The sequence below is a fragment of the Thalassotalea sp. G20_0 genome (assembly GCF_017744175.1).
Classification (GTDB): Bacteria; Pseudomonadota; Gammaproteobacteria; order Pseudomonadales; family Endozoicomonadaceae; genus Endozoicomonas.
Genome location: NZ_JAGHQV010000023.1, coordinates 80,749 through 96,683, shown reverse-complemented (window position 1 = coordinate 96,683; position 15,935 = coordinate 80,749). Strand labels below are relative to the sequence as shown.

Annotated in this window: 12 protein-coding genes and 1 tRNA gene; 7 read left to right on the top strand and 6 right to left on the bottom strand. The window is 48.1% G+C overall.

Annotation, left to right across the window (positions count from 1 at the left end):
• Positions 1-424 (top strand): IS982 family transposase (locus J7438_RS15055; protein ID WP_209277187.1); only part of this gene is annotated, 424 nt, incomplete at its 5' end.
• Between the two features lie 241 nt (positions 425-665).
• On the opposite strand, the gene J7438_RS15050 is transcribed toward J7438_RS15055, so the two are convergent.
• A tRNA-Leu gene (locus tag J7438_RS15050) sits at positions 666-756 on the bottom strand.
• 270 nt (positions 757-1,026) lie between these two features.
• Between J7438_RS15050 and fic the strand changes: the two genes are divergently transcribed.
• From fic to J7438_RS15030, 4 genes are all read left to right on the top strand, one after another.
• On the top strand, positions 1,027-2,130 hold the full coding sequence (gene fic, locus J7438_RS15045) for a protein adenylyltransferase Fic (RefSeq protein ID WP_209277186.1): 1,104 nt from the start codon (positions 1,027-1,029) through the stop codon (positions 2,128-2,130).
• A 1,014-nt stretch (positions 2,131-3,144) separates the two neighbouring features.
• Positions 3,145-6,234 carry an SNF2-related protein gene (locus tag J7438_RS15040; protein WP_209277185.1) on the top strand — a complete coding sequence of 1,030 codons (3,090 nt, stop codon included), beginning with the start codon at positions 3,145-3,147 and terminating at the stop codon, positions 6,232-6,234.
• Positions 6,235-6,295: 61 nt separating this feature from the next.
• A complete protein-coding gene (locus J7438_RS15035) occupies positions 6,296-7,987 on the top strand; it encodes an acetate and sugar kinases/Hsc70/actin family protein (RefSeq protein ID WP_209277184.1) in 1,692 nt (563 codons plus the stop codon).
• A gap of 173 nt (positions 7,988-8,160) precedes the next feature.
• Positions 8,161-8,718, top strand: a complete 558-nt coding sequence (locus J7438_RS15030; RefSeq protein ID WP_209277183.1) for a hypothetical protein — start codon at positions 8,161-8,163, stop codon at positions 8,716-8,718.
• A 43-nt stretch (positions 8,719-8,761) separates the two neighbouring features.
• Here J7438_RS15030 and J7438_RS15025 read toward each other — a convergent pair whose 3' ends face one another.
• A complete protein-coding gene (locus J7438_RS15025) occupies positions 8,762-10,474 on the bottom strand; it encodes a hypothetical protein (protein ID WP_209277182.1) in 1,713 nt (570 codons plus the stop codon).
• 98 nt (positions 10,475-10,572) lie between these two features.
• On the opposite strand from J7438_RS15025, the gene J7438_RS15020 reads away from it, so the two are divergent.
• Positions 10,573-10,815, top strand: a complete 243-nt coding sequence (locus J7438_RS15020) for a type II toxin-antitoxin system ParD family antitoxin (protein WP_209277181.1) — start codon at positions 10,573-10,575, stop codon at positions 10,813-10,815.
• A 5-nt stretch (positions 10,816-10,820) separates the two neighbouring features.
• Complete coding sequence (locus J7438_RS15015; RefSeq protein WP_286196608.1) at positions 10,821-11,108, top strand: type II toxin-antitoxin system RelE/ParE family toxin; 288 nt, start codon at positions 10,821-10,823, stop codon at positions 11,106-11,108.
• Here the strand turns inward: J7438_RS15015 and J7438_RS15010 are convergent.
• Genes J7438_RS15010 through J7438_RS14995 form a run of 4 tightly spaced genes read right to left on the bottom strand, consistent with a single transcriptional unit; the run spans position 11,105 to position 15,887 of the window.
• Positions 11,105-12,733, bottom strand: coding sequence for a hypothetical protein (locus J7438_RS15010; RefSeq protein ID WP_209277179.1), 1,629 nt, complete (start codon positions 12,731-12,733; stop codon positions 11,105-11,107). The genes J7438_RS15015 and J7438_RS15010 overlap by 4 nt on opposite strands.
• Positions 12,734-12,739: 6 nt before the next feature.
• Positions 12,740-14,926, bottom strand: a complete 2,187-nt coding sequence (locus tag J7438_RS15005) for a tail fiber protein (protein WP_209277178.1) — start codon at positions 14,924-14,926, stop codon at positions 12,740-12,742.
• The gene (locus J7438_RS15000; RefSeq protein WP_209277177.1) at positions 14,926-15,282 is read right to left on the bottom strand and encodes a hypothetical protein; all 357 of its coding nucleotides are present in this window, start codon (positions 15,280-15,282) and stop codon (positions 14,926-14,928) included. Before J7438_RS15000 ends, J7438_RS15005 begins: the two co-directional genes overlap by 1 nt.
• On the bottom strand, positions 15,282-15,887 hold the full coding sequence (locus tag J7438_RS14995; RefSeq protein ID WP_209277176.1) for a phage adaptor protein: 606 nt from the start codon (positions 15,885-15,887) through the stop codon (positions 15,282-15,284). Before J7438_RS14995 ends, J7438_RS15000 begins: the two co-directional genes overlap by 1 nt.
• Positions 15,888-15,935: the final 48 nt, after the last annotated feature.

Genomic DNA, 15,935 nt, shown 5'->3' with positions numbered 1-15,935 from the left:
CATCAATCATCCAGGAGAAATTTTATCTTTCTGTTTGACTACGGCTAACACAGACGACCGAAAGCCAGTACCAGATCTTATTGAAGATTTAACAGGCTGGCTCTACGGGGATAAGGGTTATATTTCAGAAAAGTTAGTGGATTGGTTGAAAGAGAAAGGCCTAAATCTGGTAACGAAAGTGAGAAAGAACATGAAGCCAAAGGAGCTGAAAGCCTTTGATAAAGCGATGTTGCGAAAAAGGGCTGTCATAGAGAGTGTCAACGATCAACTTAAAAACATCTCTCAGATAGAGCACTCCCGCCACTGGTCCCCATTCAACTTTGCTGTAAATCTGATAGCTGGCCTCATAGCCTATACCAGACAACCCAGAAAGCCTCATATTGATGTTTCTGTACTAACAGAAGGTGTACCCATGGCTTTCTGAGCGTCGAACTCACGTTGATTAATGAGAAATGGCACTTCCACGACCTGAAAGCCAAAGGCGTGTCTGACCATGAAGGACTGGTCTCCGGCCACAAAACACTGGAAGCAAAGAAAATCTATATCCGGAAAACCCAGGAAGTACAGGGTACGAGATAACAAAAGGGAAGAGATATGAGAGAAGATATCACCGGGCAGTTGTCCGGTTTTTTTTGCCGTCAATTACACAATATATCTTTGAGAATTGGTGCCCAGGAGAAGACTCGAACTTCCACAACCATACAGTCACTAGCACCTGAAGCTAGCGCGTCATCCTTACATTTCAACAACTTAGCTCAAATCGTTTTAGGAAAACATATGCCTTTATTTATAATTTTTCGATATTTTTACAAGTTTTTTTTAGGATAATTTCTGCTAATCGATTTTCGATAAAATCCCCAGTATTTTCTTCAGCCGACCCTCAGCAGAAACCACCTTTTCAAGCTCTCTTGGTGTATCAGTTTCAAAACAAACAGCACTCAAAGAAAAATACTGACATTAAAAGGTGATATGTCGATAGCATCAACATATACTGATTTTATGTCGATAAAATCCGGTTTTGTAAACATGACGTGGAATCCAGAGCAACCCTATAACCAGCTGCCCTTGTTACCCCCACGGGCTGAAATAGAAAACCGGACAACTCTTAAAGCCTGCATCCCTGCCCGGGCGGCTTTGGCCGGGCTAAAAAAAGCGGCTGAGTTATTACCCGACCAGGCGCTGTTGATCAACCTGCTGCCCTTGCTGGAAGCCAAAGACAGTTCTGAAATTGAAAACATTGTAACGACCACTGACAAGCTGTTTGAGTATGTCGAAGAAGACAGTCAGGCAGATCATGCAACCAAAGAGGCGCTACGGTACCGAACTGCGCTGTATCAGGGATACAAGTCACTGGCAAGCCGACCACTTTCTGTGACCACAGCGGTTGAGGTCTGCAGCACTATCAAGCACTACCAGATGGATATTCGAAAAGTGCCCGGAACCACGCTCACTAATCCGGCCACAGGACAAACCATCTACACACCGCCAGTGGGTGAAACCGGTATTCGGGACCTGTTATCAAACTGGGAGTCTTTCCTGCATGCCGAGGATGATATTGATCCACTGCTTAAAATGGCCATTGCTCACTACCAGTTTGAAGCCATTCATCCTTTTATTGATGGCAATGGCCGTACGGGTCGGGTGCTGAATATTCTGTATCTCATTGAGCAGGAATTACTGAATTTACCGGTTCTGTACCTGAGCCGATACATCGTCAACAACAAGGCAGACTACTATCGCCTGTTATCCGGTGTCACCGGTGATCAAAACTGGCAGGACTGGCTGCTTTATATGGTGAAAGCAGTCGAAGAAACAGCGATCTGGACAACCGAAAAAATTGCCGGTATCCGGGAATTAATGGGCTTGACCCGCGACCATATTCAACAGCAGCTTCCCAGAATATACAGCTATGAGTTGGTACAGACGATTTTCACCCAGCCCTATTGCCGAATAGACAGCCTGGTCAGCAGAAATATAGCCAAACGACAAACCGCATCCACTTATCTGAAACAGTTATGCAGTATTGGAGTTTTGGAGGAACGACAGACTGGCAAGGAAAAACTGTTTATTCACCGAAAATTGCTGACGCTCATGACACAGGGCAGCAACAATATTGAACCATACAGCTAATCAGCAGGCAGAGAGGATGAGCTGTAAATCACCAGGCTTCGTAAAACCCCTGCCGGTAAGAAGGGTTACCAGCAGTAAAGATCTCGGATCAAATTCCGGTAAAGTTCCTTACCGGCAGTCAGTTTTTTATTTTTGATATATCCGACCATCCAACATCGGCCTGTCCCACTATCAGGCTCATGAATCATCAGAGATATCATAGGAATCGCTCCCGGCTCTGACTGCGGTTGTTATTAGCCCCACTTTGCCGCTTGGGTAATAGACCTGAGTTTCACCTTATCACGGTGGGCTGCTGTTATCTTCCCCGATTTTACCAGGCCTGCTGCACTGGTTACGAACGGTGACTCCATATGCCAGGGGCAATCACTGGAAAGATGGACTGAATCCACAGGGCGCACAATACTCTGTCATTCTGCCCGCACTACAGTTCTTTATGACATAAATGCAATTGTCAGTATCCAGCATAAAATAACTCCCGCTCCCGCTGCTCCCGTGAGGCACATTCGGTCATAAAGTAATCAGTAACCCCGTCTTCAGGATTGATACTAAAAAAGAATCCCAAGTCTTACCCACCGGGGGACAAGATCCTGTCCCCGCACCCTGAGATTGACCGTTTTAACACCACAGGAAACAAGGGTTTTCGCCGACAGCCGAATAGCCTGATTATACAGCGTCACTGAACATCAAAACTGGCAAGAATGGTGCCTTATATGGTGAATCATCAACCAGAACAAGAAGATGACAAGCTTTAAAGACGTCAGTGATTGAGCACTTACATTGAAAAGATGTGGCGTGAAAAACCAACAGTCAAAAAGCCAGCGTGACACTTCAACTGGCAATTCAACCCCCTTATCCAGGAAGTCACACTTACCCACTTTACTACGCTGGTTGCTTCTTATACTCATTGGAGCGTTCTATTTTTTCGTAAATCTATCTGACGCGAATCACTAAAAATTACAGGCAGTATGTATACCAGCCGGAATCAGGAACTATTCGAAAATCAAAGGGCAGTAAATGAACCAGGGACAACGTGTTCGTCTCAAAAGTGCGCCAGATAAAATTGGTGTCCTGACAGGAGAAGTACAAACGATCAGGGGAAGACAGCGTTTGATGGTTCAATTTCCAGATACCGCACAGTTTTTTCCAGAGCAAAATCTTGAGTTGGTTGAAGACAACCCCACTCATGAGAGCCTGATTGTAAATGGCAATTATGGGGGGACCATCAACTTACGGGGAGCTATAACACACTCCAGACTGACAGGCCGTCTTGCGGATGTCATCTACAGCATGGAGGCGACCAATACTGAATTTTTTCCCTATCAGTTCAAGCCTGTACTGAACTTCCTTGAGTCTCCCAGTAATGGAATCCTGATAGCCGATGAGGTGGGTTTAGGCAAAACAATAGAGGCAGGGCTGATCTGGACAGAGTTAAGAGCCCGGGTTGATGCCAACCGGCTACTGATACTGTGTCCTGCTGTTCTTAAAGATAAGTGGCAAGAAGAACTGCTGCATCGCTTTGGCATCCGTGCGGATCCATGCAATGCCCGGGAATTGCTGGACAAGCTCAAAGAGAATGAAGAATATCGCGACAGTGGGTTTGCCCTGATCGCATCTACTCAGGGAACCCGGCCTCCAAAAGACTGGGAAGAAGATGAATCAAACACATCAGGTTCTGCTCAGCTGGCCCGTTACATCAGCAATCAGTCGGCAGAACGTGACCTTTTTGACTGTGTGATTATTGATGAAGCCCACTATTTAAGAAATCCGGAGAGCCAGACTCATCAGCTGGGTCATTTAATCCGTGCAGCTACCTCGCATATTGTCCTTCTCTCCGCGACGCCAATTCAAATGAGAAGTGATGATCTGTTTCATTTACTGAATATCATCGACAATGAAAACTTCGAGTATAAACAGACGTTTGACGATTTATTAAATGCTAATAAGCCCATTATTACTTTGGCCAGTGCCCTTCGTGCAAACCAGTGCCAGGCAGAACATATTACCCGGGCAGCCCGCGAGTGTCTGCAGAACCCTCTCCTGAAAGGAAACCGGCAATTAACCAGCCTGCTGGAGTACCCACCAACACCCAGCCAGTTGAAAGATGTTAATTACAGGATCAGCCTGGCCAACCGCATTGAAAGAATAAACCTGTTGGGCAGTGTAATTACCAGAACCCGAAAGCGCGATGTCCAGGGCAAAAAGGTTATTCGTGATCCCAAAGCAGAAACAATACCCATGTCATCCGTTGAATTTGAATTCTATCAGGCCATCACTGAAGCCGTGAGAGATTATTGCCAGCAGTATGAACTGTTTGATGGCTTTATGCTGACAGTACCGCAGAGGCAGTTATGCAGCTCAATGCCAGCAGCACTAAGAGCCTGGCAGAACAAAATAGTGACATTTGAAAACGACCTTATTTTTGACACAACAGCGGACCTGGAAAAAAAACTGCCTGATACTCATGTAGGGCCACTTGTACAGCGACTGGCGAGCATTGCCAAAGAAATCGGTTCTTATGAAGTGCTTAAAGAGCATGACAGTAAATATAAAAAACTGAAAAAACTGCTGGTTAGTTACTGGAATGCCAACCCGGGTAGAAAAGTCATTCTTTTTTCCTACTATCGTGAAACCATTCGGTACCTGCAAGAACGGTTACAAGAAGACCAGATTGAGTCTGTCGTACTTATGGGAGGGGAGAATCAAGGAAAAGCTGAAAAAATTGAGCGCTTTCGTAATGCCAATGGCCCCAGAATATTACTGGCTACAGAAGTGCTCAGTGAAGGTGTAGACCTTCAGTTTTCATCCACTTTAATCAATTACGATCTGCCTTGGAATCCGATGAGGGTTGAACAGAGAATTGGACGTATTGATCGTATTGGCCAGGAAAAAGAAAAGATAATCATCTGGAATTTTTTCTATAAAGATACACTGGATGATCGTGTATACCACAAACTCTTTAAACGACTGGACATTTTCCAGCAAGCCCTGGGCGATATGGAAGCGGTGCTGGGGAGTAAAATTCGCTCCCTTACCTATGAGCTGTTAAGCCATGATCTGACCAAACAGCAAGAGATCAGCCAGATTGAACAGACGGCCTCAGCCATTGCCAACGAAAAACAATTGCAGGAAAAGCTGGAAGAAGAAGCGGCCGGTTTGGCGGCCCACGGGGATTATGTACTCAACCGGGTGACCGCTGCCCGGGAAATGAGACGTTTTATCGATGGCAATCATCTTTGGGTTTATATAAGGGACTTTTTAAAAGACCGGTATCCTGGCTGCAAGATGGTTAAAACCTCCTCCAGCCCTCTAAAAGTTAATATTGAACTATCCATAGAAGCCAAGTCAGCCATGCAGGTCTTTCTGGATAAAAATCCATTACTCAGCCGTACCAGGCTAGCACGCTCAAATACTGGTGAAAGCATTATCTGCTGCTTCAGTAACACGGTTGATTTTGGCAATACAAAATATGAAGTAATCAATCAGTCCCACTCCCTGGTGCGTTTTGTTGCCAGCCAAATTAACGTTGGTGACTTTCATCCGGTGGTTGCCTCTGAGATCGGTCAACATGAAATCCCATCAATCCCTTCCGGAACATATCTTATTTTATGCAAACGCTGGAGCACCTCGGGTGCCAGAACGGTTGAAAAACTGGTATATAAAGCGCTGAATTTAAAAACCGGCTGCGCTCTCTCAGGAGACGATGCTGAACGACTGGTCAATGTATGTGTCGACAAGGGAGAGGATTGGCTCAATGTCAATACTGAGATCATACCGGATCATGCAGTTAACTCGTACCATGAATTGGAGCTACGTTTCGATGATGAGTTTTTCGAATATTGTCATGCCATGCAGCTGGAAAACGAGGATCGCGTCAACTTCCTGATTAATACGCTAAAAGGCAAGATTGAAAAAGATATTCAATCCAGACGTCAGGCTATTGAAAAGCTGAAGATAAATAACAACGACAAAATGATTAAATTAAATGAAGGGCTTATTAAAAAAATCAAAGAAAACAGTGAACAAAAGATTATCCAGTTCAATCAAAACCGGAAAATAAATACAGAACCAAGTGATGTAATCCTAAACCTAATTAAAGTTAAATAGCGACAGAAAGAAAAACAGAGTTTCAGGAAGATAAAGCTCACCATTAGCAGTAGGTGCCCAAATGAAACAACAATCAAATACATTCAACAATCTCGCCTCACTCAAGAATGAAATAAGAAAGCTTACAGGGAGTAAAATCACAGAAAAAACAGGAAAAATAAAAACAACATCAGACAAAGTAAACAACGATCAAATAGAAACGAACAAAAACCTCGAAAGCAGACACTCCATAGCTCCAACAAATAAAAAAACGAAAGTAACGAAGAGCAAAGCAAACATCAACAGAAAACCAAAAAAAAAGTATAAAATCAAAATCAACGAGTCTACAAAGGTACCAAAACGCCTTCTTGAACAATCAGAAAGCTCCTTGGCCTACTGTGTAAATGAACCAGCAAGAGACCAGGTATATGATGGCTCTTCGGGGTTAACAGAGGTTGTGATTGGACTGGACTTTGGCACTGCAACATCAAAAGTCGTCGTCATGGAACAAGGCCGAAAGATAGCCTGGGCAATCCCTTTCACAAATTCAAACAATAACCCATATCTTTTGCCCAGCACTATATCGTTAAATAACAGTTTATATTCTCTCGACGAACCAGCTAACACATTCAGTAATTTAAAAATGCCATTACTGAGAAAGACAGGTTGCTCTGATGATGAACTGGCAAATGTTACTGCCTACCTGGCATTAATCATCCACCGTGCAAGAGAGTGGTTTCTGGAAAACGCTGCCAGCACATTCCCCGGATTTGAATTTGACTGGTTGATTAATCTGGGCCTACCGGCCGCAGATTATAATGATGAAACCTTAGTTAGCAGATTTCACGACATTTTACTCTGCTCCGCAAATTTATCATTTAAAGCAAATGGAAAAATAAACAGAGAGCTGGTGTTATCAGAGATCAATAAAATTAGCTCAAAAGACTCAGCATACTATAAAACACAGAATTTCCACCCTGAAGCTATCAACGTAATACCTGAAATAGCAGCAGAACTGCATGGATATGTCAGCTCTGACCAGTGGGATACTGATCGCCCCAAGTTTATGCTGGTTGATATTGGTGGTAGCACCGTTGATGCATCGATTGTTAATGTCATTAAACAATCAAAAGCAGAATTAAAGTTCAATTTCTTAAAGTCGGCTGTTACGTTACAAGGTACTGCTATTCTTCACCAGAAAAGACTGGAATGGATAGATAAGAATATTGATAATAATTGTCCTGCCTACACAAGGCTAAGAAAGGAAATTGATAATATAGCCATCAACAAAAACTTGCATATCCCTTTACCAGAAAAGGTCAATGACTATCTGGACAATGCAAGATTCCCCGGACAAAAAAACAAAGACAATATCGACCATCAATTCTATGAACAATACGGCCCTCAGCTATATGAAAATGTGATCACACCAGTACGAGGAAAAATAGATAGCGAATTAGGTCAATGGGGTTCCTTACAGTTCCTGTTATGCGGCGGAGGAAGTTTACATCCACTATATAATCGGTTTATTAATGCCATTAACAAGAACCATAATACCCATGTAAAACTTGACCAAATACAACTTGAAAAACCAGAAAATTTGAGAGCTTCCGACTTAAAAGACAAAGACTACCATCGACTCTCGGTCGCCTACGGTTTAGCCCACGAACAACTGGGCAGGGTTATCAGAGAGTCCAATATAAATGAAATAACGCCTCAGTCTGAGGCAAAAAGTTCTTATACCGATAACTACATCAGTAAAGATCAGATCTAACCTCTGCTTTCAGAGTATAGAGAATATCTGGCTCTGGTTATCCTGATCTCTAAATAATCAATATAGCCACATACGCCCCTAAAACTTAACAGTAAAGTCACTCAACCCTGCGAGGTAATTGGAAACCTGCTGCACTTTGATTATTCTGATCAAAAGCAACAGCAGGTTTCACCATGCCCCAGCTGAACCAACCCTGCAGCAAACACTTCACCTACCGGCAGCTGATCGAGTGCGGTGAAACCTGGCAATCATCGTCTGTTGATAACCTGCCACTGGCTGATCAGAGCTGGCTAGCCCTTGCCGAATTGGCGACTCATATACTCGATCCGGTTTATGAGCAGTTTGGTGCCCTGGAAATCACCTATGGCTTTTGCTCCCCCCCATTGGCAACGGCAAGAAAAAAACTGGCCAAAGAACAGGGCGTGCTGCCCTCTATCTATCCCAAACTGGATCAGCACAGCTGCTTTGAAAAAAACAGGAAGGGAGACATCATCTGCTCCCGGGGAGGAGCCGCCTGCGATTTTCATGTGCCGGACACCTCATCACTGGAGGTAGCCACCTGGATCGTCAAACAGCTCTCCTTTGACAGGCTCTATTTTTATGGACACGACAAGCCCATTCACGTTAGCTATAACAGAGACTCTCAAAATGCAGCCATCTGCATAATGACACCCAAAGCCAACGACCAAGGCTACATTCCCAGAAACCTCACCCCTGCATCTCAAGAATAAGCTGATCTGGTAGGGTTGGCTATTACGCTGGTTAAATTGGCGCTTACAGTTTAACCCTGACCCGACCTTTAATGACCCCGTTAGAACCGGTAGATGAATTGCTGTAGAACAGATTTTTGACAACGATGTTTATATCCACCGTGGCCGTGTATTCAATGCGGGTAATTTCCCAGCCGCTGAGTTCGTGATTGTTGATGGTGATGTCGTAAGTGGCAGACTTTGATGACGTGAACTCCGGACTTAATGTGACATCCAGAGCCGTGCCGAGTTTGCCCCGCTGATCATACTCGTAATCAATCGACCCACTGGTAAACGTCCCCTCCCGGTCTTCTGTGGTCAGCGATACGGCAATATCGTAATTGGCTTGGGTCAGAGTTTTGCTGACTTGCAATACGTGGGTTTCAAACTCGTTAATATCGACGCTGGTTGATTCACTGGTGATCCAATCGCTGCCATCGGGACGATACTCCAGCGTCAGGGTGGCCTTACGGTTCTGGTAGCCCGTTGATTCACCGGTGGAGCGATGGCTGGCTACACGGCAGTTGACCGTCACTTTCTTCACCTGGTCGGTGTTGTATACCGCCCACCATCGGCTGTTACTGCTGCCCAGATAGGTCTTGCCGCTGGCATCGGTTTTGGTGCCATCGGCCAGCAGCAATCTGGCGTAGGGAGTAAACACCCATGCTCCCTCAATATTGGGATGGGGCTGGGGTACGCTGTGATCCATTTCCAGTCGCTGGGACTGGTCGGGATAGTCTGCGTTATAGACCGTAATGTCACGGGGGTAGAGGTTCACCGTTGGCATGGCTTTGAAATAGGCAGGAATCACCACTTCCTGGCCATTGGTAGCCACGCCGCTTTCCGTTCGGCGTACCTCTTTGTAGCGAATATGACCGGCGGTTTCGGAATAGATAAAGGACTCAATCCGGCCCTCTTTCAGCAGCAGGTAATCGTTGTTGGCAATGCCTCCACTGCCGGTAATCACCATCTGGCCAAAACCATCTGTGCCGGTACTCAGCTCAACAGAACCACGCCCCACGGTTAAAGCAGTGCCATTCTGTAATTCACCGGATTTAAGCTGGCTGATATTCACCGGTCCGTTTACCGCCAGATAACCATTAAAGATCAGCACATATTCCGGCGCTTCTTCAGTGCCGATATTGCGCACGGAAAAGGGTTGCTCGGACAGTTCCGGGCTTTCCAGCATCAGGTCCGCCAGATTGATAATGGCGGTTCCCTGTCCTGACGTTCCGGCCAGTGCGTTAAAGCCGCCGACCTGGCCACCACGGTTTACATGGCGCACCCAGTAATAATGCAGCGTAGTGTTTCCGGTGACATCGGTGTAACGGCTGCCATTGGCTTCATGGACCAGTGACGCCTGTTCCCGATCATCTACCTGGCCACGCCAGACTTCGGTGTGGTTATGGCCTTTATAGGCAGGTGCATCCCATTCCAGAATCACGGCGCCAAAGATGCCGGTCGCTGCAAGGCCACTGGCGTTGGTCGGGCTGTCAGGCCGGTCGGTTTCGATCACGGGAACGGATGGCACGGCAGGTTCCAGAGTGTCAGTAATGGAACTTACGGCGGTGGCAGGCAGACTGAGCCGCTGTCCAATCTCATGGGCCAGCCCCAGCTCCGCCAGCTCACTATGCAGCACTGCTTTATCCCCGGCGTTACCACTGCGACCGGCAAGGCGGTTCAGAAACTCACGCACGTAGCGGTCTACCGTGGCAGGCAATGCAGGAAATTTTGCCATGATTTGAAATGGTTACCCTGGAATGTGAATTTGAAACATGGCAGCAATCGTATCGCTGTATTATTATGTATTAATAATTAATACAGGAGCGGCAGCCCATGAGCCGAAACACCTCTGTAACACTGGGACATCACTTTGACCGTTTCGTCGCTGAAAAAATAGAACAAGGCCGTTATCAGTCTGTCAGCGAAGTCGTCCGGGCGGGCCTTCGCAAGCTAGAAGAAGATGAAGCAAAACTGGAAGCTCTTCGGGCAGAGATTAAAGCCGGCCTGGAAAGCCCCGTGGTTAATGATTTTAATGTGGACTCTCTGCTTGACGATTTGCATGGGAAGCACCTGTGAGTCAGATGTATACCATCCGTCAGCAGGCCCGGGAAGACCTTGAATCTATCTGGCTTTACACACTGAATAACTGGGATGTTGAACAGGCAGATCAATATCTCCGTATGATTGTTGATCGTTTCGTATGGCTTGCAGAAAATCCAAAAGCAGGCAAGCTCCGCGAGGATATCCAGCCAGGCTGTTACAGTATTCCCATCGGCTCCCATCTGATTTTTTATCAATTGATTGATCATCGTCCTGATATCCTGCGCATCTTGCATCAACGGTCAGATGTCGTTCACTGGCTGCCTTAGAGTTCAGCCATGGAGCTGGCCACAATCACGGCAGTAACTGTATCGGTACCTTCCAACTCAAACTGCCATCGGCTGCCCCGGCCTGCGGGGAGTCGGAAGCCCCGGTCAGAAGCCACCTGTATTGCCAATACCTGTTCGCCATCCCGGAACACCCGAAAGCCCAGATTGTCATAGCTGTCGGCCATGATCCGTGCCGAGGTAAAGGCGGCAGGTTTCCCCTGGAATACTTTGCTGCGCCAGCGGTAGGACATCAACTCAGTGCCTTTGTCCCACGCCTTGATTGTGTTACCGATGGCCAGATAGAGGCTGTCGTCCTGAAGATCACGAAAGCAGGCATCGGCATAGGTGCCCAGCTCGGTAAAGGTGCCGCTGTCCGGGCTGAAAATAAATCCACCGCCATTTATTGAACCACCGTAAAAACCAAAGTACCGGCCATCATGGAAGCAGCCGTGGATGGTGTCCGGCTGGAATCGTTCCCGCCAGTCTTCCGGGTTAATGATATTACGGGTCATCAGGTCAGCCCGGCCGCCAGCGATCCGCACCAGTCCATCCGGCGAGGCATACAGTGCCATATCACCCATATCCACCATGCTGCGTTTACTGATGCAGGCATGGGCGGTATCGAGACGCTCCAGGGTCATGGCACTGGGTTCGGTACCAAAGGTCACATAGGGATAGCCATCGGTAACAATGATTACACTGTTGGCGGCTACGGCCAGTGACTTGATCTCATAATCCACGGCCAACCGGTAAGCCGCTGGCCATGCGTATAAGTGATAGGGCTCACTGAACACCAGCTCCTTACCAGAGAAGCCCACCGCTACGCCGCCGGGCAGCACAACTATCCCTTGCAGATTGTTGGGAGGCGCTACCCAACCGATGGTTTCCAGAATATCGCCCCGCCTATCCATCGGGGTTTCATCCACCACACTGGTGACGCCTACCGGGGTATCGGTGGCTACAATGCCATTGTTGTTTATCTGGGTGCAGAGCTGATACACGCCCACCTGGGTACTGGTGTAGACCCTGAAATGGGTGATATTCAGATCAACGGAACCAGGACCTGATGCCAGGGTAATATCCACGGTTTCACCTGGCTTAACCACAATCTCACCCGATGGCAAGGATGGCGGTCCTTCCCGACCGTTCTGGTCCACCCAGGTGTAGGTATAGAAGCGGGTTTCAGCGTCCACTTCTTCCGCATTTTCTAACGGCGTACCGCTTAGGCTGACTACGGGAGCTACATCCGGTTCCGGTATGCCCATTTGCAGGTCATTGACCGGATAATCACTGCCACCATTCAAGGCAAGGCCGTTATCGGTGTAACGGGGACCTTTCAATGTGCCAGTGTAGTAAACCCGGTTATTGGGATCATCTGCCACTGGTGAACGGATCACATCAACATCCGTAGTCCAGTCGAACCAGTACCGTTCGCCTTCATTGCGGTAGAGATAGATGGTCTGTGGGGTATCGTTCAATGCCTGCTCATCGGCGGGTGCGTAGTAGGCTCGCAGGCTGCCATTGGTTAAACGACAGTCAATAGCTGTCTCGGCCTGCGTATCTTCCAGCAGATGGCTGTCCAGCCAGGGGACTTCGCCGGTAAAGGAGGTAATGTCGAGTTTCATGGGCCGTTACTTCTTTAGCCCGTAGATGGAAAAGGTACCACTGATCACATTGTTAGTCTGGGCATCAGTGAAGAACCTGACACCCTGGATACCTTCAAAAACCGGTGCCGACAGCATGGCTGATATGTAAGGGTTGCCATTGCCAGTATTAAAGTTTGCCGTCCATGCCCCTTTTGATGAACCACCCATGGATATACTCAGAGTGCCGGACAGGTAGACACTATCCATTTCTGCTTCAGCCAACACGTAGCCTGTGTAAGAGCCCTCCATAGAACCATCAGCCCCTCCGGTTTTGATCACCGAGGTAGTGGCCATGCCAAACCCATCCTGCCATGAGCTGCCATTCCAGAAAGCGATGCCCAGTTTCTTTTGCCGGTAATCACTGTCTTCTATTGCAAGATTGCTGATGACCAGATGGTAACCAGAGTAAAGCGAGTCATCGAAGCCATCAGTAATTGAAATATCGGCACTATTGGTATGCTCAAATGTACCCAGTAATTTCATATCATCGTCCTCATCAGCCGGTGGCTCTGTCGGTGTCGAGTTTTCCAGGGCTTCCACCCGTGCGGTCAGGTTGGCAAAGGCGGTAGACAGGTCAGGGGGAATGACCCGGCTTTCCAGAGTCTCCACCCTTGGTATCAGATCGGAAAAATGGGTGTTTATGTTGCTTTGCAGGTCGGATACATCACTCTCTACCTGACTCAGCCCGGAGGTAACCGTACCGATGTCAGTTTGAGCTTGGGACAGTTCGGTATTGATCGTGGCAATATCGGTCTGCGCTTGAGACAGCCCGGAGTTGACCGTGACCATATCCGTTTGCAGTTGAGCGACATCATTCCCCTGGTTACGCACCTCCAGTTGCAACTGCATCAGGTCACTGGCTTGAGTTGCGAACTGTGACTGCACCTGAGCCAGATTGCTTCCCTGGGTGGCCATGTCCGTCTGTATCTGGTCCAGATCATCACTGAGCAAGTCGATTTGTGATTGCTGGTTATCTGAGCTCGACTCGTACAGCGTCAACTTGCCCAAGGATTCAATCTCAACATCAGCGTCGGCAGACAACGGAGTGTTCAGCTGAATATCAGTGCCGGTATCTGCGGTGAAATGGGTACCTTTAATCAGTTTCAGGCCATCAACAAACACGCTGATCGGACGATTGATTTCATAGTTATGACTAAACGTCTGCTGTCCGGCAATGCCGCTATAAACCGAGCGATGGGGAACGGCAAGCTGCGATACCAGGTTGGGTCCGGCTATTGCCTTGATAATCACCATGGCAGCACGGTTACGGGGACGGGTTTCATCGCCTCCCCGGCTGTTGCTCAACATCCACCTTTCGGTACCTTCCGCAGTGTCACCGGTGCCAAGATCGTGATACTGGCCTCTGATCACCGCCGGATCTTCAGAGGTACCGAACGGCATCGCATCCCACTTGGATTCATTAATGGCGATAGCGACTTCATGGTTATGGTTCGCTATCTCATCGGCCTGTTCGCTTCCCAGTTCCCGGTCTGCATCTACACCACGCCCATGGTCCCAGCCCCGGATAAATTCGCCTCGATAATCGGGCAGGAATGCTTTGCCGGTTTCGATCCGGTCTTTGTAAAGCTCATAAAGCTCCGGGTATTGAGTACTATCAATCTCTGCTCCGTCACACTCCAACCATCCTGCCGGTGCGATTGCCGAACCATCCCACAATGCTGTTAATCCAACGGGTGTGGTTTCCAGAAAGGTGTCGCTGACTGCGGTCCATGCCCCGTTATGTCTAAAATAGAGCTGGCCATCCTGCGGTGCTTCTTCGACATCGCCTGAACTACCACCTGAACCTCCTGTCTGTTCTTGCCAACTGGCCCTGGTACCATCGGTGACCAGCGCCTTGCCCTGATGGCCTGTCTGATCTGGTAGGCCATCGACTTCTGCCCAGGTTCTGTTTATACGGGCATACTGTTTGCCATCGTCCCGAGCCTCATCGGGCTTGCCTGCCAGGGCTTCGGCCAATCCTTCCGTTTCAGCGATGGCGTGTTGATGGGACGCTGGCGGAAAATCATCCGGTTTATCCGTGACTTGTTCCCAGCGCAGAAAGGGGCCAAGGTGGACAGTGATTGGCCTGACCACATCCTCCACAGTAACCTGAATCACATCATGGTTATCATCCAGATGCAGGACGATGGGCTGGTAACTGCTGTTATCCATTACGACGACAGCTCCACGTTATGGGTAACACTGGCCAACAGCTGCCAGCGTCCGGTCATGACGGTCTGCACCTCCTCTGCATCCGGTGATACCAGTTGCAAGTCGTAATAAAATTTCTGGGTTGCCAGGTTGCGGGTATCTTCCGGGACAATCTCCAGTGTCGCCTCACTGCCGGTAACAGTGATCTCCTTGCGTAACGCCACTTCTTCATCACTCTGAAGCGGGTGATACTTCATGGAAAAAATCAGCGTCCAGCCCGTGTAATCCACAGGCAAATCATTTTTCCGGAACTCAATGAGGAAACTCATATTGTTGCCCCGGATATGGGGTTCAAGGTTCACCTCGCTCACGGCCATCAGACAAATCTCCTTCTTGTCACCGATTGCTCGCCACTGCTGACGCCGACTAACCCACGGATACGTTTCTTGTTCAATTCCCGCTCATACTTCTGCCGGTTCACTTCCGACAGTTGCGGGTTGGTCCAGGGCTCGTCCGGCATCATTTGCAGATCCGCCAGTACACCCCAGCAGGCAAACTCAAGGGTAAGATTGGCCAAGTCGTCCGGTACTTCGGTGGCATCAAAGGCTGGCATCAGTGTCAGCTCAATGTCGTGCATTACATCCTTGTCAGGGATCGGGGCAACGTGCAATGCCGTGGTCTGAAAGTGGCGATAGTAGTAAGGGGTTCCAGCAGAAAGGTAAGGAGGGATCAGATCACGGCTTTCCAGTCGGGTGCCGTCTTCCCGTAATAGGTTCTGAACCGTGGCGATATCACTGCCAGAGGGAGAAGCCAAGGTGTAGTCCTTAATGCCCTCTACAATAAACAGTTTGTCATGGTGTCGCCAAAGGTTTGCGCGGTGGCAAATATCCCGCAGAACAATAATCAGGTAATTACGGATCACCTGATCCGGGCAGCCCTTGGCATAAGGGCGGATTCGGGAAAGGTAGGCGTCCAGTTCCATGGTCTATGCTGTCCTTGGGAAAACCCTGAATAAGAAGTACAAAGGTGC